The sequence below is a fragment of the Halorubrum trapanicum genome (assembly GCF_017873555.1).
Classification (GTDB): domain Archaea; phylum Halobacteriota; class Halobacteria; order Halobacteriales; family Haloferacaceae; genus Halorubrum; species Halorubrum trapanicum.
The window spans coordinates 1-17,840 of the sequence record NZ_JAGGKE010000009.1 but is presented as its reverse complement, the minus strand read 5'-3'; the positions used below and the strand labels follow the sequence as shown (position 1 = coordinate 17,840).

Genomic DNA, 17,840 nt, shown 5'->3' with positions numbered 1-17,840 from the left:
TATCGATGGCGTGGCAACCGACGCCGTACACGGCTCCGTTGCTCGTGGCGGCCGTCGCGTCGTTCGCCTTCTCCGTCTACGCGGTCGGTAACCGAACCCGCGGCGGCAACTCCCTCCTGTGGAGCTTCGTCGGCGTCGCGGGCACCGCCGGCGTCTGGTCGCTGGCGTACGCGGCACAGCTGTCGGCCGCCTCGCTGGAGACAACGCTGTACTTCAACCGCTTCGTCTGGCTCGGCACCGCCGGGCTGGCGGTCGCGTGGCCCGCCTTCGTCCTCTCGTACGTCGACCGGACCGCGTGGCTCGGTCGGCGCCGCTTCGCGCTCTTCTGGCTCGTCCCCGCCGCGGTCGTCGTCGCCGTCTGGACCGTCGGGGCGGACCCGCTCTTTTACCTCGCTCCGTCGCTCGTCGACGCCGGCGGCTACCGCGTCCTCGACTACGCGCCGACGCCCGCGCTGCTCGGATTTGTCGGCTACACCTACGCGGTCAACCTGTTCACCTTCGCCGTCCTCGGCTACGCGGCGGCGACCCGCGACGGCGTGTTCCGCCGACAGGCCGCGATCCTCTTCGTCGCCGGCGTCGCGCCGCTGGCGCTGGGCGCGGCCGGCATCGCCGGCGCGATCGGTCCCGAGACCGGTCTCGTCGACTTCACCCCGATCGCGTTCAGCGGGACCTCGGCGCTGCTGGCGTGGGTCGTGTTCCGCTATCGGCTGCTTGACGTCTCGCCGATCGCCCGCGACGCGGTGTTCGCGAACCTCTCCGACGGCGTCGTCGTCTGCGACGCCGAGGGGCGCGTGGTCGACCGCAACGACCCCGCCCGGTCGCTGTTCCCCGAGACCGAACTCGGCGTCCACGCCGACGAGGCGTTCGCCGACGCCCCGCCGGTCGCCGACGCGGTCGCGGACGGGGCGGCCGACGACGAGTTCCACGTGACGGTCGACGGGGGCGGCACGCCGCGGTTCCTGACCGTCGATGTCCACGGGATCTCGGGGCCGGGGACGGCCCGCAGCGGGACGGTGCTCCTGTTCCGCGACGTCACCGAGCGGGAGACGCTCCAGCGGCGCTACCGCGCGCTCATCGAGAAGTCGCCGAACGTGATCGCGGTCTGCGGCGACGACGGCCTGGTTCGGTACGTGAGTCCGTCGATAGAGCGGCTGCTCGGCCATCGGACGAGCGAGGTGGAGGGGCGGCCGGTCATCGATCTGGTCCATCCCGAGGACCGGCGCGAGGCACAGCGGGCGTTCGAGCGCGCCTTCGACGGCCCGGAGCCGGAGTCGCTCACGCACCGGATCGCCTGCGCCGACGGCAGTTGGCGTCAGTTCGAGACGGTCATCGAACGGCTGTTCGAGGACGCGCGCGAGGTCGTCATCACCGCCACCGACGTCACAGAGGCCCGCCGGTACGAACAGCGGCTTCAGGTGTTGAACCGCGTGCTGCGCCACGACCTCAAGAACGACACCAACGTCATCGGCGGGTACGCGGACCTGCTCCGCGACCACGTCGACGAGGAGGGCCAGCAGTACCTCGACATCATCGACCGGAAGGTCAAGACGCTGACCCACCTCAGCGATCAGGCCCGAGAGATCGACGTCGCGCTCCACAGCGACGCGGGCCGGACCGACATCGATCTGGCCGCGCTCGTCGACCGCCTCTGCGACTCGCTGGAGTCGTCGTTCCCGCGGGCGACGGTGACGGTGACCGTCCCGGGGTCGGCGGTCGTCTCCGCGGACGAACTCCTGGAGTCGGCGGTCCGGAACGTGCTGGAGAACGCGGTCGTCCACAACGACGGCGACGACCCGCACGTGGAGGCGAGCGTCGTCGCCGACGGCGACCGCTTCCGGATCGACGTGGCCGACGACGGGCCGGGGATCCCGCCGGTCGAGCGGGCGGTGTTCTCGGAGGCCCGGGAGACGGCGCTCGAACACGCGAGCGGGCTGGGTCTCTGGCTCGTCCACTGGATCGTCACGGAGTCCGGCGGCGACCTCGAGATCGACACCCGCGAGCCGACCGGGACGGTGGTTCGGATGTGGCTCCCGCGAGCGGCCAGCGAAAACGAATGAATCCGCTCAGACGTCGACGCGGACGACGTGGCCGCCGCAGCCGCACTGCTCGACGTACTCCGGGTCGACGTCGCCGTCGAGTTCGGATTCGAGCGCCTCGAAGAGGTACTCCTCCGGGTGGCCGTGATCGCCGTGGGTGACGAGGTTGACGTGGTTGCCCGCGGCCGTGTGCTCGACCGCCTCGATCGCCTGCCGCACGAGGAGGTCGCGGTCCTCGGCGTGTTCGGGGCCTTCGAGGTTCGCGGACCACGAGTTCTCGTGGACGTGGTCGGTCACCGGGTCCGCGCCGTGGTCGTGGTCCGAGGGTGTACTCGACATATCCCTCGGTACGCGCCCGAGCCTCCTCCGTCTTCGAGCGAACATGTTCGAGCGCACGCCCAGCGTTCGAACGGACCTCCCGAACGCTTTCGGGAGGAACTATACCACCGCGGGACGCGACCGCCGATCCATGAGCGCCGATCCATTCGACGACGCGGACGAGCGGCTGGACGCCCGCGAGATCGACGGCGAACCGTTCGGCGACATCATGGCCGCGCTCGACGGTCTCGACGAGGGGGAGTCGCTCTGTCTGGTGAACAGCTTCGAGCCGGTGCCGCTGTACGACGTGTTGGCCGAACGCGGGTACGCCCACGAGACGGCGAACCCGGCCGCCGACGAGTGGTACGTCGAGATCACGCCCACCTGACCGGCGGCGGATCGGCTCCGTCGCCCTCGCCGGATCCGGAGCGTTGCGACCGCCCTCCGCAACCTCTTTGCGCGCGGTCGCCGAATCCTGACCCATGAGTCACGGACCTCTGGACGAGGACGCGGTCGAGAGCTACCGCGAGGCCGGCGCGGTGCTGACGGAAGCGATGAACGAGGCCCGCGAGATGGTCGAACCGGGCCGGACCCACCTCGAGGTCGCCGAGTGGACGGAGGACTTCGTCCGCGAGCAGGGCGCCGGTCTCGCGTTCCCGGTGAACATCAGCGTCGACCCGGAGGCGTCGCACGCCACCCCGGGCCGCGACGACGACACCGAGTTCGGGGAGGAGATGGTGTGTCTCGATGTCGGCGTCCACGTCGACGGCTACATCGCGGACGCCGCGGTGACGGTCGACCACAGCGGGACCCCCGAACTCGTCGAGGCCGCGGAGATGGCCCTCGAAGCGGCGCTCGACGAGGCCGGACCGGGCGTCGAGGTCGGCGTCGTCGGACAGGCGATCGAGGACGTGATCCGCGGGTACGGCTACACGCCGGTCCTCAACCTCTCCGGGCACGGCGTCCAGCGGTACGACGCCCACACCGGGCCGACGGTGCCGAACCGCGGCGTCGACCGCTCCGTCGAGCTGGAGCCGGGGCAGGCGGTCGCGATCGAGCCGTTCGCCACCGACGGCCGCGGGAAGGTCGGCGAGGGGACCGACGAGCAGATCTTCGAACAGCAGGGGTCCGCGAGCGTGCGCGACCGGCGCGCGCGGCAGGCGCTCGAAGCGATCGAGGCGTTCGACGACCTCCCGTTCGCGGCGCGGTGGCTGGAGACGGACCGCGCCGAGATGGCGCTCCGCCGCCTGAAACAGGCGAACGCGATCAAGGGGTACCCCGTCTTAAAGGAGGACGACGACGCCCTCGTGAGTCAGGCGGAACACACCCTGCTCGTCACCGAGGACGGGGTCGAGGTGACGACTGCGGGCATCCACGGCTTCGACGACTGATGGACCGGATCTTCGCGCCGTGGCGGATCGAGTGGGTCGAGCGCGACGCCGACCCGATCGACGGCTGCCCGTTCTGCGTCCTGCCCGAGCGCGAGGACGCCCGCGAGGCGCGCGTGGTCGCCCGCAGCGAGCGCAACTACGTCCTCCTGAACAACGCGCCGTACAACCCCGGCCACGCGATGGTGATCCCGGACGAACACGTCGAGGACCCGACCGCCCTCGACGACGCGACCCTCCTCGATCACGCGAAGCTGAAGGCGGCGACGCTCGCGGCGCTGCGCCGCGATCTGGACCCCGACGGCGTCAACACCGGCCAGAACCTCGGCGGCGACGCCGCCGGCGGGTCGATCGACCACCTCCACACGCACGTCGTCCCGCGGTGGAGCGGCGACACGAACTTCATGCCCGTCACCGGCGACACGAAGGTGATCGTGGAAGCGATCGAGCGCACCTACGACCACCTCCACGACGGGTTCGCCGCCGACGAGCACGTCGTCGATCCGGGCGACGCCGACGCGGGCGACGCGGTGGAACTCGACTTCGACGTCTGAGCTGGCGGTGCCGATTATTTATAAACAAACGGCACGGTGGCGCGTGCCTGCGAGGCCGCCCCGCGGCCGAGCAGCACGCGCGAGGGAGTCGCTGGCTCCCGGAGCGAAGCGGAGGGTGCCAGCGACGAGGCTGGGGAGGCGTGAGGTGCTGTGCGGTTGCGGTCGGGTGGGACTCAAAGGGGCAGTCGTGAGGACGACGCAGGCGATGTAAGCACCGCAGGAACGAACGGAGTGAGTGACGAGGAGCGCAGCGAGCGTGCGTCGTCCTCACGACTGGGGCTTTGGAGGTGTTCTTCGCAAAATCGTCGATCACCTGTCTCAGATCGCCCGATTCGGATCGGTGGCTTCTCTTCCCCAATCTGCGTCAGTACACCAGCTCGCCCGAGATGAACTTCCGGGTGCGCTCGTTTTCGGGGTCCTCGAAGATCTCCTCGGTCGGTCCCATCTCCGTGATCCCGTCGTCGAGTAACACCGCGACGCGGTCCGCGACCCGCTCGGCCTGATGCATGTCGTGGGTGGCGAGCGCGACGCCGATTCCGCGCTTTTTCGCCTCGTCGACCGCGTCTTCGATGACGGCGGTGTTCCGCGGGTCCAGGTCAGAGGTCGGTTCGTCGAGGAGCAGGGCGTCGGGCTCGTACGCCAGCGCGCGGGCGAACGACACGCGCTGGGCCTCGCCGCCCGACAGCGAGTCGGCGGGCTGGCTCGTCTTCTCGGTCAGCCCCACGACGTCGAGCGCCTCCCGAACGGCGTCCGGAGCGCCGTTCAGTCGGAGGACCGACGCGATCCGCTCGCTCCACGAGCGCCGGACCCGAAGCCCGTACTCGACGTTGCTCGCGACGGACCCGCCGAAGAGGCTCGCCTCTTGGAACACCATCCCGACGCGGCGGCGCAGCGCGAGCCGCTCGGCCTCGTCGACCGCCCACGCGTCGGTCCCGTCGAGCGTCACGGTCCCCTCGTCCGGCTCCACGGACAGCGCCAGCATCCGGAGCAGCGTCGTCTTGCCGACGCCGGAGGGACCGATTATCGCGACGACCTCCCCCGCGTCGACGCCGATCGAGAGGTCGCGGAACACGGTCTCGTCGCCGTACGACTGCGAGGCGTTCCTCGCGCGGAGCATCAGGCCGTCACCTCCCGGCGCATCAGGCGGTCACCCCGCGGTCGCCGAAGCGGACGACGACGGCGTTGACGGTCAACACGAGCGCGACCAGCACCGCGCCGAGGACCATCGCCGTCTCGTACTGCCCCTGTCGGGCTTCGAGCTGGATGGCCGTCGTCAGCGTGCGCGTCTTCGAGATGCCGTCCGCGCTCGTGATGTTCCCGCCGACGATGAGCACGGAGCCGACCTCGCTCACCGCGCGGCCGAACCCGGCCAGCACCGCGGTCGCGATCCCGTATCGGGCCTCCTTGAGGACGACGAGCGCCACGTCGACGCGCGTGCCCCCGAGGACGCGGGCGGCGTCGCGGACCCCGTCGTCGACGCCGCTCACGGCCGCGAGGCTGATCGCCGTGATCGGCGGCGTCGCGAGGACGAACTGCGACATGATCATCGCCTCCCGGGTGAAGATGAGCTCCAGCGAGCCGAGCGGTCCCTGATTGGAGACCGCGAACAGCACGACCAGCCCGACGACCACGCTCGGGAACCCCATCCCGGTGTTGACAACCGACTTCACGAACCCCTTGCCGGGGAACTCCGCCAGCCCGATCGCGACGGCGGCCGGGACGCTGACGAGCGTGCTCAGCGCCACTGCGGTGAGGCTCACGTACAGCGAGACGAAGACGATGCTCCCGACGTACCCCTCCCTGAACGAGACGTCGAGCAGCGCCGGGACCAACTGTGCGGTCGGTTCGAACAGCACCGGCGCGAGCTGTGCGGTGGGTTCGAGCGGCACGGCTACGCGTCCGAGTCGTCGCTACTCCACCCCTCCGGAACGTACTGCTGGAAGTTCGGGTCCTCCGAGACCGCCTCCGGGAAGAACAGCTGCTCGCCGTTCACCTGGTACTCCGAGATGGACTCCTGGACGCCGGGGCTGGTGATCCAGCCGATGTACGCCATCGCGAGGTCGTAGTTGGCGTTCTCGTGGACGCCCGGGTTCACCGCCATGACGCCGTAGGGGTTCGCGAGGATCTCCGGCCCGTCCTCGATCGGTCCCTGAACGAGGATCGTGAGATCGATCTCCGAGCGCTGCGAGATGAAGGTCCCGCGGTCCGAGAGCGTGTACGCCCCCTGCTGGTTGGCGATGTTCAGCGCCTCGCCCATCCCGGTGCCGGTCTCCTGGTACCAGTCGCCGCCCGGATCCGTGCCGGCCGCCTCCCAGAGGTTCAGCTCCTTCGTGTGCGTGCCGGAGTTGTCGCCGCGCGAGACGAACCCCGCCTGCGCCTCGGCGATGGTCGTCAGCGCGTCGGTCGCCGAGGACATCCCCTGAATTCCCGCCGGGTCGCTCTCGGGACCGACGATCACGAAGTCGTTGAACATCAGGTCGCGGCGGTTGACGCCGTACCCGTTGCGCAGGAACTCGTCTTCGAGCCCGCGGGCGTGGACCATCACGATGTCCGAGTCGCCGTTGCGGGCGGTCTCCAGCGCGGCGCCCGTCCCCTGCGCGACGGCGTCGACCGTGACGCCGTACATCTCTTCGAAGTCGGTGTGGATTTCGTCGAGCAGTCCCGTGTCGTACGTGCTCGTCGTCGTCGTCAGCGTCAGCGTCTCGCCGGCGACGCCGACGGCCTCGCTACCCTCGGTTCCGTCGTCGTCGGTCCCGTTGCCGGCAGTTCCGTTACCCCCGCCTCCGTCGCCGCTGTCGCTCGTCGACGAACAGCCGGCTGCGCTCGCGATCGCTCCAGCGCCCAGCGCCGCCACGAACCGCCTCCGTTGTATCGTCATAGATACAACGGTGGGTCGGTGCCACATATAAGTTGCGCGCCGCGGCAAGCCGCTGTGCGCTTCCGGTCGAAAACGCCAACACGGCCCGGACGCATCTCCCGGGCATGGAAGACTCGGCCCAGCGCGGTCCGGACGCGGCCGCGGGTCGCGGGCGCGCCGCGCTCATCGAGGACGGCGTCGAGTTCGACGGCCGCGACGCGGCGCTGCTGCGCGCGGTCGACGCGGCGGGGTCGGTCGCGGGCGCGGCCTCGGAACTCGGTCGCTCGCGCGCTCGCGCCCTCTCGCGGATCGATGCGCTGGAGGAGGCCTACGGGACGCTCGTCGAGCGGCGGCGGGGCGGCGAGGGCGGCGGCGGGAGTCGGCTCACCGCCTCGGGCCGCGGCATCCTCGGCCGATACGACCGACTCCAGGCCGTCCTCGCGGCGACCGCGACGGTCCCGGAGACGGTCCTCGACGGCGCCGTGACCGCCATCGACGGCGAACTCGCGGTCGTCGACACCGCGGTCGGCGAGGTTTCCGGACTTCACGGCGGGACCGGCAGCGATGACGGAGGCGACGAGAGCGGCGGGGGCAGCGACCTCGCCGTCGGCGACGCGGTCCAGGTCCGGATCGGGGCCGACGCCGTCACCGTCAACGACGCGGCCAACGTGGTCGACCCCGACGCGACGAGCGCTCGGAACCGCCTCGCCGGACGCGTCTCGGGGATCGACCCCGGCGAGACTGTGTCGACGGTCCGAATCGCGGTCGAAGCGACCGACGGGAGCGCGCCGGGCGACGCCGCCGCCGAAGTCGCCGCGCTGATCACGGCCGAGAGCATCGAGCGGCTCGGTCTCGCACCCGGCGATCCGGTGTCGATCCGGTGGAAGGCGACCGCGACGCGGCTGGTGCCGCACGCGGAGTGACGCCGACCTCGCGGGGTCGTGTCGGACCGTCGCCCGTGGCAAGCGCTCCCGCGCAAGCGAACGGTTTTTGCGTCGACCGACGGGAGAGGTGGTATGGACGAGGACACCCCCGAGGGGGCGACGCCGGACGGCGACGGGCGCGAGTCCGACCCCGCCCGCGGGCCGTCGACGCCCCCCCGGACCGACGGCGGGACCGAGCGCGCGGACGAGCCGACCGAGGACGTCGCGCTCGACCCGTGGGGGTCGGCGTCGGTCGGGGACTACGCGGACCTCTTCGAGGAGTTCGGTATCGAGGCGTTCGACGAGGTCGACGACGACGTGCCGGACCCGCACTACCTGATGCGCCGGGGCGTCATCTTCGGGCACCGCGAGTACGACGCGGTCGCCGAGGCGATGGCGAACGACGAGCCGTTCGCGGCGCTCTCCGGGTTCATGCCCACCGGCGACCCGCATATCGGCCACAAGCTCGTGTTCGACGAGATCATCTGGCACCAGGAGATGGGCGGCGACGCGTTCGGCCTCATCGCCGACCTCGAAGCCCACTCCGCCAGAGGGATGTCGTGGGACGAGATCGACGAGCACGCGCGCAACTACCTCCTGAGCCTCCTCGCGCTCGGCTTCGACGCCGAGGCGGGCGAGCTGTACCGCCAGTCGGACAACCGAGAGGTCCAAGACCTCGGCTTCGAACTCGGCTCGAAGGCGAACTTCTCGGAGTTCGAGGCGATCTACGGCTTCGACGGCGAGACGAACGTCTCGCACATGCAAAGCGTCGTCACCCAGACCGCGGACATCCTCTACCCGCAGCTCGTCGACGAGCCGAAGCCCACCGTCATCCCGGTCGGGCCGGACCAGGACCCGCACGTCCGGCTCACCCGCGATCTGGCGACCCGCGTGCGCTACTTCAAGGTGACCGAGGCGTTCGCCTCCTTCGAGCTGGACGACGACGAGCGACAGCTGGTGCGGGCCGCCTACGACGCGCTCGCACCGGATGACGTGGATTCAGAAAGCGACGTTCGCTGCGAGGACGCCGCCGACTGGCTCGCCGACTACGAGCCGCCCGAGAGCGACCGCGAGAGCGTCGACCTCGCGGCCGCGAAGTCGAGCGCCCTCGACAAGCTCCGCGCCGGCGGGAAGGAGCCGCTCCGCCCCCGCGTCCGCTTCTTCGACCGGAACGCGACCGACGAGGCGTTCGAGGCGCTGATCGAGGCTGTCGACGGCGAGAAGCGCGTGTTCGAGGGCCACGTCGACGCGTTCGACCTCACTCGCGACGAGGCCGAGTCGGTCGCCCGCGAGGTCGAAATAGACCACGACGGGTTCGGGTTCCGGCAGCCCTCCTCGATCTACCACCGGTTCATGACCGGACTCACCGGCGGGAAGATGTCCTCGTCGATTCCGGCGAGCCACATCTCGCTGCTCGACGACCCCGCGGACGGCTACGACAAGGTGAAGGCGGCGACCACGGGCGGCCGCGACACCGCGGAGAAGCAGCGCGAACTCGGCGGCGAGCCGGACGAGTGCCCCGTCTACGAGCTGTACGCCTACCTGCTCGCGGGCGACGACGACGAGCTGACGAAGACTGTCTACTCCGAGTGCGTCAACGGCGAGCGCCTCTGTGGCGGCTGTAAGGAGCAGGCGGCCGAACTCATGCGCGAGTTCCTCGAAGACCACCAGGAGAAGCGCGAGGAGGCCGAGGAGCTGCTCGACGACCTCGACATCGACCTCGACTCCAACCGGCGCGGCACGGGCGGCGAACACTGAGGCGGCTCTATTGAAGTCGCGAGTCGATTCTCGTACGCTCCCGTTTAAATAGACCTGCGGTGGCGCGTGCCGATGAGCAGCCGTCAGGCTGCGAGTCGCACGCGCGAGGGAGTCAGTCGCCCGAAGCGGAGCGAGGGCGACTGACGAGGCTGGGGAGGTGTGAGGTGCTGTGCGGAGCGGTGCGAGGTGGGACTCAAAGGGGCAGTCGCGAGGACGGCGCACGCTCGCTGCGCGCTTCGGTCGTTCGCTTCGCTCACTCCCTCCAGTGCTTGCGTCACCTGCGCCGTCCTCGCGGCTGGGGCTTTGGAGGTGTTCGTCGTCGATTCATAGGTTACTGCGTATCGCCGAGCGACTGGGGCTTCGGAGGTGTTCGTCGCCGCCACGAAAATAAACCAGTACCAGCGACGACCGCCCTACAGCTCTTCTTTCAGGTACACGCCGAGCAGGCCGCCGAGCGCGCTCAACACGACGGTGTAGGCGACGCCGCCCAACACGGCGATCGCCCCGAGTACGAAGATCCCCCCGACCGCGAGCCCGATCTCGATCGGGAACGCGAAGAACCCCAAAAACGGGAGAACGACCAGCAGGAGCAACAGCAGCCCGACGATCGGGATCGACGCGATGAACCCGGAGAGGGCGCCGACGCGGAGTCCGTCGCCGCCGTCGGCGGTGCCGTCGCTGTTCAGGTAGCCGGCGACCGCGCCGCCGAGGAGCGGGGAGATGCCGGTAAAGGAGAGCAGAACCGACGCGACCGCGCCGATGACCGCGTTGAGGAGGGTGTCTTCGGTGCCCATGGGTGGTCCGACTCCTGGTAACGGCATACGTCTTGCGGACGCCGGAACGCGACTCGCTCGTGGTCCACCCGCGGACTGCCCGCGGTCCACCCGCCCGCGGACCGCCCGCCCGCGGACTGCCCGCGGCTCGCGGACCGCCCGTGGACCGCCCGCAGCCGACGGCGACCGACGAGGTGCGAGGCGATGGTTTATGAGGCGGGCGCCACCTCTCTCGGGTATGAGCGAGGAGGAGACGATCCACGTCGCGGACGTCAGCGAGGGGATCGGCGGCGACGCGACGGCGGAACCCGGCTCCCCGGTCGAACTCCCGGTCGTCGACGTGCTCACCGGCCGGTCCTTTATCACCGGGAAAAGTGGGTCCGGCAAGAGCAACACCGCGTCCGTCGTCATCGAGAACCTGCTCGACAGCGGCTTCCCGGTTCTCATCGTCGACACGGACGGCGAGTATTACGGCTTGAAGGAGGAGTACGAGATCCTCCACGCCGGCGCCGACGACGAGTGCGACATCGTCGTCTCCCCCGAACACGCCGAGAAGCTCGCGAACCTCGCCTTGGAGCAGAACGTCCCGATCATCCTCGACGTCTCCGGCTACCTCGAGGAGGACACCGCCAACGAGCTGCTCTTGGCGGTCGTCAAGCAGCTGTTCGCGAAGGAGAAGCGCATGAAGAAACCCTTCCTGCTCGTCATCGAGGAGTGCCACGAGTACATCCCCGAGGGCGGCGGGATGGACGAGACGGGCAAGATGCTGATCAAGGTGGGCAAGCGCGGCCGGAAGCACGGTCTCGGCATCGTCGGGATCAGCCAGCGCCCCGCCGACGTGAAGAAGGACTTCATCACCCAGTGCGACTGGCTCTGCTGGCACCGGCTCACCTGGGACAACGACACGAAGGTCGTCGGCCGGATTCTCGGGTCGAAGTACGCGAGCGCGGTCGAGGACCTCGGCGACGGCGAGGCGTTCCTGATGTCCGACTGGGACGAGTCGATCCGCCGGATCCAGTTCCACCGCAAGCAGACGTTCGACGCGGGCGCGACCCCCGGACTCGACGACTTCGAGCGCCCGGAACTGAAGTCGGTCTCCAGCGACCTCGTCGGCGAACTCCAGTCCATCTCCGACGAGCAGGAGCGCCGCGAGTCCGAACTCGCCGACCTCAAACAGGAACTCGACAAGAAGGACCAGCGGATCGCCGACCTTGAACGCGAGCTGGAGGAGGCCCGCGACCTGAGCAACATGGCCGACCAGTTCGCGCAGGCGCTCCTCGGCAAAGCGGAGGCCCCCTACCGGGGCGGCGGCGGGCGACCGCCGGCCGGCGCAGAGCGACTCGAGAGCGCCGGCGCCGGCGAGGACGGGCGCAACGACGACCAGTCCGTCCTCAAGTCGTACGACGAGGCTGTCGCCGCGACCGAGGAGAGCGAGAGTGGACCTGACCCCTCGGCCGCCGACGGCGGCGCCGAGGTCGACGCGGCCTCCGCGGCGGCCGACGAGGAAACGCCCTCGGACGCCAGCCACGGCGACCCCGAAACCGCATCTGCCGACTCCCCGGCCGTCGACCCCGCGGCCGAGGACGAGGCAGGCCCACCGGACGACGTCGACCCCGTCACCCGCGACGACGTGGCCGAGAGCGCGCTCCGGTTCGACGACGCGATCGAACTCGGTACCCGGGAGGCGGTGATCGAGGAGCTCCGCTCGCGGATCGAGGCGCTCCCGGAGCTCTCTCGCGGGATGCTCCGCCACTACCGCCGCGAGGGCGCGAGCGACCCCGTCGCGGCCCACATCGACGCCGGCGGCGACGGCGACTCCGGGCACGCCTACAGCCGCCACCGACCGATCCGTCGGGCGGGACTCATCCGCCACGCCGGCCGCGGGCACTACGCCTACGCGGTCCCGGATCTCGTCCGCGAGGCGTACGCCGACCGGTTAGAGGACGAGCAGATCGACGAGATCGTCCGCGCCGTCGAAACCGCCTTCGTCCCGCCCGCCGAGCTGAGCTACCCGCCGGACGCCGACCCCTCCGAGGTCACCGACTCGGGTGAGGCGGGCATCACCGCTTCCGCCGACGAGGGCGGCGGAGACGGGTCGTCGTTCGTCGGGGCCGGCGACGCGGTTGCCGAGGGCGACGCTCCCGACTCGGACCGCGAGCGGACCGCGTCGGAAACCGCCATCGAAGCTGACGAGACCGGTGCCGCCGAGACCGATGCCGCCGAGACCGACACGGCGACCGACTCCGGCTTGAGCGACGCCGCGCGTCGGTTCGCCGAGCGGTCGGAGCGCTGACGTCCGAACGCCAACGCGACCGGTTCGTCGTCGGGATCCCCGGCGTCCGCGGATCAGAACGGCAGCGAGAGGTACTCGCTCGGCACCGCGTTCCGCGCCGTCACCTGCGGGTCGACCACCTGACTGACCTCCAGCCCGCCGACGAGGCTCGAAAAGAGGTACGCCTCGGTGCGCGAGAAGTCGTGGTGGTGCGCCAGCAGGTCCAGCATGTCGCCGTTCGCCAGCGCGACCGCGTCCTCCAGCGTCTCCGCGCTCGCGAGCGTCTTCACCGCGTCACCGGTGTCGACGACGGGGCGGTCCAGCGAGACGGCCGGATCCTCGACCACGGAGAGCGTCGCGTCGATCTCGACCGCGATCTCGGCGCCGGTCCCGCACATCTCGCCGTCGGCCATCGCAGCCTTCGCGTCGCCCATCGCCAGCATCGCGCCCTCCTGAAAGACGGGGAAGTAGACGGTCGTCCCGCCGGTCACGTCGGTCGTGTCGAGGTTCCCGCCGTGGTCGTCGGGCGTGAGCGTCGAGACCGTCTCGCCGCCCGTGGCGACCCCGATCGTCCCGATAACGGGTTCGATGGGCACGTCGATCCCCTCGAAGTCGATCGTCCCCGGTTCGCTGCTGACACCGTCCCCGCCGTCGACCTCGGTGATCCGCGTCGCGGGGTGGTCGATCTCCGTATCGTCCCGAAGGAGACCGAACCCGGGTGCGGTGAGCACGCGGCCGCGGTCCTCGGCGACGCGCACGTCCGCGATCTCGACGGCGAGGACGTCGCCCGGACTCGCCCCCACCACCGCGATCGGGCCGGTCGCGGCGTTGACCTCCTCGGGGATCGCGTCGAGCAGGTCGTCGTCTTCCTGGATCTCGCCGTTCAGGCTGTCGACCGTCTCGATCGTCAGCGACTCGCTGTCGGCGGCCTCGTAGACCGGCTCCATCTCCGGACCGAACTCGTACACGTGGCCGTCGCGGTGTGAGACGACTTCTCGTGGCATCGACTCACGCTCCGAACGGCGGAGACAAAAACCACCACCGCGGACGACGCGGGGACCCGCCGCACCGCCGACGCTCGTCGCGGATCTCCCCGCGGTGAGCGGCGTCGACCGCGCTGTCAGTCGTCCGAGTCGACGTCGCGTGCGGCGTCGTGGTTGAGAAGCGGCGAGTCGGGGTTCGCACACGCCGCCCGGCCGCACACGCCCGCGTCGTCGCCGGCGCGCTCGACGCCGCCGGCCAGCGAACCGATCTCCCACTCGACCGCGTGGCCGGTCGCGCGCTCGTGCTCGTTCAGCGCCGTCCGCGCTCGCCGGAGGGAGTCGAACGCCTCCTCGTACGAACAGTCGTCACAGCGAACGCTGACGCTCGTTGCCATACCGATCGTGCGGACTCCAAGGGCCTAACGCCACCGATCCCCGTGCCGCGCTCGGTCGCTTTGGCGCGCGGGCGCAGACGTAGTATAGCCGTCCCCGTACAGTACTGCTCGTCGTGATCGACGGGTGCCGGCGAGGGAACCGACGTAACACCGCGTGTCGTTCGCGTCAGCTCTCCGCGGCGGCGCGCTCGGGCCGGTCGTACTTCTCCTCGAACTCGCCGATGAGTTGGCCCATCTTCGCGTACCAGTCGTTGAGCATCCGCTGCATGTCGTCGGCGATCTGCGACGGGTCCGTCGGCCTGTACACGTGGTAGTAGCCGCCCTGCTCGTAGTTTATCTGTTCTTTCTGGATGAAGCCGGCCTTGAGGAGGCGCTGAACCGCGCGATAGGCGGTGGAGCGCTCGCGGTCGACGCGCTCGGCGACCTCGTCGATCGTGAGCGCCTCCTCGGCCGACACGAGCGCCTGATAACAGTCCTTGTCCAACTGTTTCAGGCCGTGGAAACACTCGAGTAACCCCTCGCACTCCATGTCCCGTTGGAGCTGTTCGGACATCGAATCGGGCATTTTACGCCGTAAACGAGGGTTTCCGCCGCTAAAAGTGTTGTGTGTACGACGTACAATCACGCACACGGAACGGGTCGGACGGCCGTCGGCCGGGGTCCGGACGCCTCCGGGGCTGGCCGTTACTCGGCGTCGTCGCCGTCCGCGTCGTCGGCCTCGGACTCGTCGTCGTCCGCGTCGTCGGCCTCGGACTCGTCGTCGTCCGCGTCGTCGGCCTCGGACTCGTCGTCGTCCGCGTCATCCTCGCCGTCCGTGCTCAGGCCGGCGGCCTCGAACGCGGCCTCAACCTCCTCGACCGGAACCGTCCGGAAACCGTCCGCCTCTGTCACGGTCGCGACCGCGAGGTCCGAGGCCTCGAACTCGTCGTCGTGGGCGGCCAGCGCCGCGACCGCGAGCTCGATGCCGTCCTCCAGCGAGAGGTCGTCGTGCCACTCCTCTTCGAGGTGGCCCTGAATTTCCTGTCGACCGCCGCCGATGACGGTCGCCTTCCACTCGTTGGGCGTGCCCGAGGGGTCGGCGGCGAACAGGCGCGGCTCGCCGTTGTCGATGCCGCCGATGAGGAGGGCGGCGCCGTACGGTCGGGTGCCGCCGCGCTGGGTGTTCTCCTGGATGTGGTCGGTGACGAACTTCGTCAGCGTCTCGACGCCGACCGGCTCGCCGTAGCGGAGGCGGTTCCCCTGCGACTGGCGGCGCGCGAGGTCGATCAGCTGGCGGGCGTCGGCGACGTGGCCCGCGCTCGCGGTGCCGAGGTGATCGTCGAGCTTGTGGAGCTTCTCGATGCTCTCGGCCTCCATCAGCGACGAGGAGGGGCGGGACATCGCGACGAAGACGACGCCGTCCGTCGTCCGAACGCCGACGCTCGGCGCGCCGCGCGAGACCGCCTCGCGGGCGTACTCGACCTGATAGATGCGCCCGTCCGGCGAGAACAGCGACGTCCCGCGGTCGTACGCCTGCTGGTCGTTGCCGCCCATCATCGCCGATCACCCGCTCGCGCGGTGTCGCGTTCACTCATTACCGTCCCTTACGTCGGGCCGTTGAAAAAGCATCCGTAACCGGTACGCCTCGGTCCCCGCCGAAACCGCGAACGCCGGCGCCGTGTCGCTCGTCGAAAGCGATTTCTGTCGGGTCCGTCGTCAACCGCCGACACGGCCTCTGATTCCGTCGTCGACGGAAACATTCACCCGGGTCGCGTGGATGGCCTACCATCGACGCGCACACGAACCACGGCCCCGCGCTGGCCGCGCTGACGCTCTCGGCGGTCTCGCCCTCGCGGCGCCCCGCGGTCGACGCCGCGCTCGTGTTCGACCCGTACTATTTAAAATCCGAACGGCGCGCCGGCGAGCGCCCGCAGGGTGCGAGCCGACCGCGAGGGAGGCGGCGGTCCGGCGCGGCTCCGCCCGCGCCGGGCCGTCCGCCGAGGCTGGGGAGGCGTGAGGTGCTGTGCCGTGCGGGGCGGGCCTCGCGGCTGGGGCTTCGGAGCGGTTCGTCGCCGATCCGCCAGCAACAATTTATAAGCAACCGCCAACAACGACAGATCCGAACGCCCGAACGCCTAATTGTCGCCGTTCCGTGAGGCAGGCTATGTCCCCCAAGCGGCGAGCCGTCATACTCCTCGGCGCGGGCGCGGTCGGATTCGGCGCCCTCGGGTACCGCGAACTGACGGATTGCGAGGAGTTCGCCTGCTTCGCGTTCGACTACCAGGGCGCGGACGACGCGCCGAACCGACTGACCATCGAACACACCGGCGGGACGGAGCAACTCCGCGCGGAAGACGTGTTCGTCACTAACGTCAGCACCGATTACGAGGCGGGCGAGTCCGACACCGTCGCGTGGGCGGAGTTGGACGACGACCTCGGATCGAGCGACGCGATCAACGGAGAAGCGGTACAATTTCCGATCCGGTTCCCGGACATCGTCACGATCCGGTGGCGCCGGGACGATGACGAGGAGGTCGTCGGAGCGTGGGTGTACGACGACGACGAGCGATGAGCGTCGCTCCCGTCGACTTGCTCCGGAGACCCTTCTTGTGGAGGCCAAGCAGCTCCTGAATCCCCCAAACGGCTTTTCCGCGCGGCGGTTCAGTTGACGGTAATGGTCCTCCAAGCTTTGCGTTCCACCCCGCACGTCGTCGGCGACTCCCCCGCGAGGGGGCTGCTCGCGCTGGCGGTGATCGCGCTCCTCCTGCTCGCCTCCCTCGGATTCGTGCTCGGGCTGGATGTCGGGCTCTCCCTCGGCTGGATCGCGGTGACGCTCGGGATCGCAGTCGCCGCGGGATTCGCGAGTGCGGGTCTCGTCCCGACGGTCGGTTCGCTGTGGCTCGTCGGGTGCTGGTGGTTCGCGTTCCCGCCGCTCGTCGGCTATCTCACCGGTAGCTGGGCGGGGTCGACGCGGTACAATCACCCGCGGATGTTGGGCTACGGCTACGAATCTGCGCGCGCCGAGTTGATCGGCGGGCTCGAATCCGGCGTCCGATTCGGACTGCTGTTCGCGGTCCTGATCGGGGTGGGCGGGTACGCGGTCGGAGTGGCCATTCGTCGACTTTCGACGCGAACGAGCGAGTCTCGATAAGCGTGGTCTCTCGTTTATAAATTGTTGACTGCGGATCGGTGCCGAACACCGCCAAATCCCCAGTCGCTCGCTTATAAATAACTGACAACGGATCGACGGCGAACACCGCCAAAGCCCCAGTCGCGAGGCGGGCGCACGCTCGCTGTCGCCCGAAAATCGGAGATTTTCGGGATGACGAGAGAGCTCCGCTCTCTCGAACCACGCTCCTCGCTCGGTCGCTCACTCCGTTCGCTTCCTCGCTCCGGTGCTTGCTTCGCCTGTGCCCGCCTCGCGACTGCCCCTTTGAGTCCCACCCCGCACCGCACCTCACGCCTCCCCAGCCTCGTGGCGGGGGGCGGCGGGGGCCCCCCCCCCCCCCCCCCGGGGGCGCCCCCCCCCCGGGGGGGGGGGGGGGCCCCCCCCCCCCCCCCCCCCCGCCTTTATTAAAAAAAACTGGGGCCCCACGCCCGCCGC

General features: G+C 69.8%; 18 protein-coding genes. 9 read left to right on the top strand and 9 right to left on the bottom strand.

Annotation, left to right across the window (positions count from 1 at the left end):
* The first annotated feature begins 5 nt into the window (after window positions 1-5).
* On the top strand, window positions 6-2,057 hold the full coding sequence (locus J2744_RS10580; protein ID WP_210113326.1) for a histidine kinase N-terminal 7TM domain-containing protein: 2,052 nt from the start codon (window positions 6-8) through the stop codon (window positions 2,055-2,057).
* A 6-nt stretch (window positions 2,058-2,063) separates the two neighbouring features.
* Here J2744_RS10580 and J2744_RS10575 read toward each other — a convergent pair whose 3' ends face one another.
* Window positions 2,064-2,375 carry a CGCGG family putative rSAM-modified RiPP protein gene (locus J2744_RS10575; protein WP_210113325.1) on the bottom strand — a complete coding sequence of 104 codons (312 nt, stop codon included), beginning with the start codon at window positions 2,373-2,375 and terminating at the stop codon, window positions 2,064-2,066.
* A gap of 130 nt (window positions 2,376-2,505) precedes the next feature.
* On the opposite strand from J2744_RS10575, the gene J2744_RS10570 reads away from it, so the two are divergent.
* The 3 genes from J2744_RS10570 to J2744_RS10560 all read left to right on the top strand — a co-directional run bounded on the left by J2744_RS10570 (window position 2,506) and on the right by J2744_RS10560 (window position 4,296).
* The gene (locus tag J2744_RS10570; RefSeq protein WP_210113324.1) at window positions 2,506-2,742 is read left to right on the top strand and encodes a DUF2249 domain-containing protein; all 237 of its coding nucleotides are present in this window, start codon (window positions 2,506-2,508) and stop codon (window positions 2,740-2,742) included.
* 94 nt (window positions 2,743-2,836) lie between these two features.
* Window positions 2,837-3,745 carry a type II methionyl aminopeptidase gene (gene map / locus J2744_RS10565; RefSeq protein ID WP_210113323.1) on the top strand — a complete coding sequence of 303 codons (909 nt, stop codon included), beginning with the start codon at window positions 2,837-2,839 and terminating at the stop codon, window positions 3,743-3,745.
* Complete coding sequence (locus tag J2744_RS10560; protein WP_210113322.1) at window positions 3,745-4,296, top strand: HIT family protein; 552 nt, start codon at window positions 3,745-3,747, stop codon at window positions 4,294-4,296. The genes map and J2744_RS10560 overlap by 1 nt, the downstream gene beginning before the upstream one ends.
* A 364-nt stretch (window positions 4,297-4,660) precedes the next feature.
* On the opposite strand, the gene J2744_RS10555 is transcribed toward J2744_RS10560, so the two are convergent.
* Genes J2744_RS10555 through J2744_RS10545 form a run of 3 tightly spaced genes read right to left on the bottom strand, consistent with a single transcriptional unit; the run spans window position 4,661 to window position 7,174 of the window.
* Window positions 4,661-5,413 carry an amino acid ABC transporter ATP-binding protein gene (locus J2744_RS10555; protein WP_210113321.1) on the bottom strand — a complete coding sequence of 251 codons (753 nt, stop codon included), beginning with the start codon at window positions 5,411-5,413 and terminating at the stop codon, window positions 4,661-4,663.
* Between the two features lie 22 nt (window positions 5,414-5,435).
* Window positions 5,436-6,152 (bottom strand): ABC transporter permease, encoded by a 717-nt coding sequence (locus J2744_RS10550; RefSeq protein ID WP_210113441.1) that lies wholly within the window; start codon window positions 6,150-6,152, stop codon window positions 5,436-5,438.
* Between the two features lie 35 nt (window positions 6,153-6,187).
* A complete protein-coding gene (locus J2744_RS10545) occupies window positions 6,188-7,174 on the bottom strand; it encodes a substrate-binding domain-containing protein (RefSeq protein WP_210113320.1) in 987 nt (328 codons plus the stop codon).
* A 104-nt stretch (window positions 7,175-7,278) separates the two neighbouring features.
* Between J2744_RS10545 and J2744_RS10540 the strand changes: the two genes are divergently transcribed.
* Window positions 7,279-8,076: a TOBE domain-containing protein gene (locus tag J2744_RS10540; RefSeq protein WP_210113319.1), complete on the top strand. Its 798-nt coding sequence runs from the start codon at window positions 7,279-7,281 to the stop codon at window positions 8,074-8,076.
* Between the two features lie 93 nt (window positions 8,077-8,169).
* Window positions 8,170-9,834, top strand: coding sequence for a tryptophan--tRNA ligase (locus J2744_RS10535; RefSeq protein WP_210113318.1), 1,665 nt, complete (start codon window positions 8,170-8,172; stop codon window positions 9,832-9,834).
* A gap of 413 nt (window positions 9,835-10,247) precedes the next feature.
* Here J2744_RS10535 and J2744_RS10530 read toward each other — a convergent pair whose 3' ends face one another.
* Window positions 10,248-10,628, bottom strand: a complete 381-nt coding sequence (locus J2744_RS10530; protein WP_210113317.1) for a DUF5518 domain-containing protein — start codon at window positions 10,626-10,628, stop codon at window positions 10,248-10,250.
* Window positions 10,629-10,845: 217 nt separating this feature from the next.
* Between J2744_RS10530 and J2744_RS10525 the strand changes: the two genes are divergently transcribed.
* Window positions 10,846-12,900, top strand: coding sequence for an ATP-binding protein (locus tag J2744_RS10525; protein ID WP_210113316.1), 2,055 nt, complete (start codon window positions 10,846-10,848; stop codon window positions 12,898-12,900).
* Between the two features lie 53 nt (window positions 12,901-12,953).
* Here J2744_RS10525 and J2744_RS10520 read toward each other — a convergent pair whose 3' ends face one another.
* The 4 genes from J2744_RS10520 to psmA all read right to left on the bottom strand — a co-directional run bounded on the left by J2744_RS10520 (window position 12,954) and on the right by psmA (window position 15,793).
* Window positions 12,954-13,883, bottom strand: coding sequence for an acetamidase/formamidase family protein (locus J2744_RS10520; RefSeq protein WP_210113315.1), 930 nt, complete (start codon window positions 13,881-13,883; stop codon window positions 12,954-12,956).
* A gap of 116 nt (window positions 13,884-13,999) precedes the next feature.
* On the bottom strand, window positions 14,000-14,257 hold the full coding sequence (locus tag J2744_RS10515) for a DUF7542 family protein (protein WP_210113314.1): 258 nt from the start codon (window positions 14,255-14,257) through the stop codon (window positions 14,000-14,002).
* Window positions 14,258-14,423: 166 nt separating this feature from the next.
* Window positions 14,424-14,822, bottom strand: a complete 399-nt coding sequence (locus J2744_RS10510) for a helix-turn-helix domain-containing protein (protein WP_210113313.1) — start codon at window positions 14,820-14,822, stop codon at window positions 14,424-14,426.
* A gap of 119 nt (window positions 14,823-14,941) precedes the next feature.
* Window positions 14,942-15,793: an archaeal proteasome endopeptidase complex subunit alpha gene (gene psmA / locus J2744_RS10505; RefSeq protein WP_210113312.1), complete on the bottom strand. Its 852-nt coding sequence runs from the start codon at window positions 15,791-15,793 to the stop codon at window positions 14,942-14,944.
* A gap of 607 nt (window positions 15,794-16,400) precedes the next feature.
* Here psmA and J2744_RS10500 point away from each other — a divergent pair.
* Both J2744_RS10500 and J2744_RS10495 read left to right on the top strand, forming a co-directional pair.
* Window positions 16,401-16,808, top strand: a complete 408-nt coding sequence (locus J2744_RS10500) for a hypothetical protein (protein ID WP_210113311.1) — start codon at window positions 16,401-16,403, stop codon at window positions 16,806-16,808.
* A gap of 102 nt (window positions 16,809-16,910) precedes the next feature.
* Window positions 16,911-17,387 (top strand): hypothetical protein, encoded by a 477-nt coding sequence (locus J2744_RS10495; RefSeq protein WP_210113310.1) that lies wholly within the window; start codon window positions 16,911-16,913, stop codon window positions 17,385-17,387.
* The last annotated feature ends 453 nt before the right edge of the window (window positions 17,388-17,840 follow it).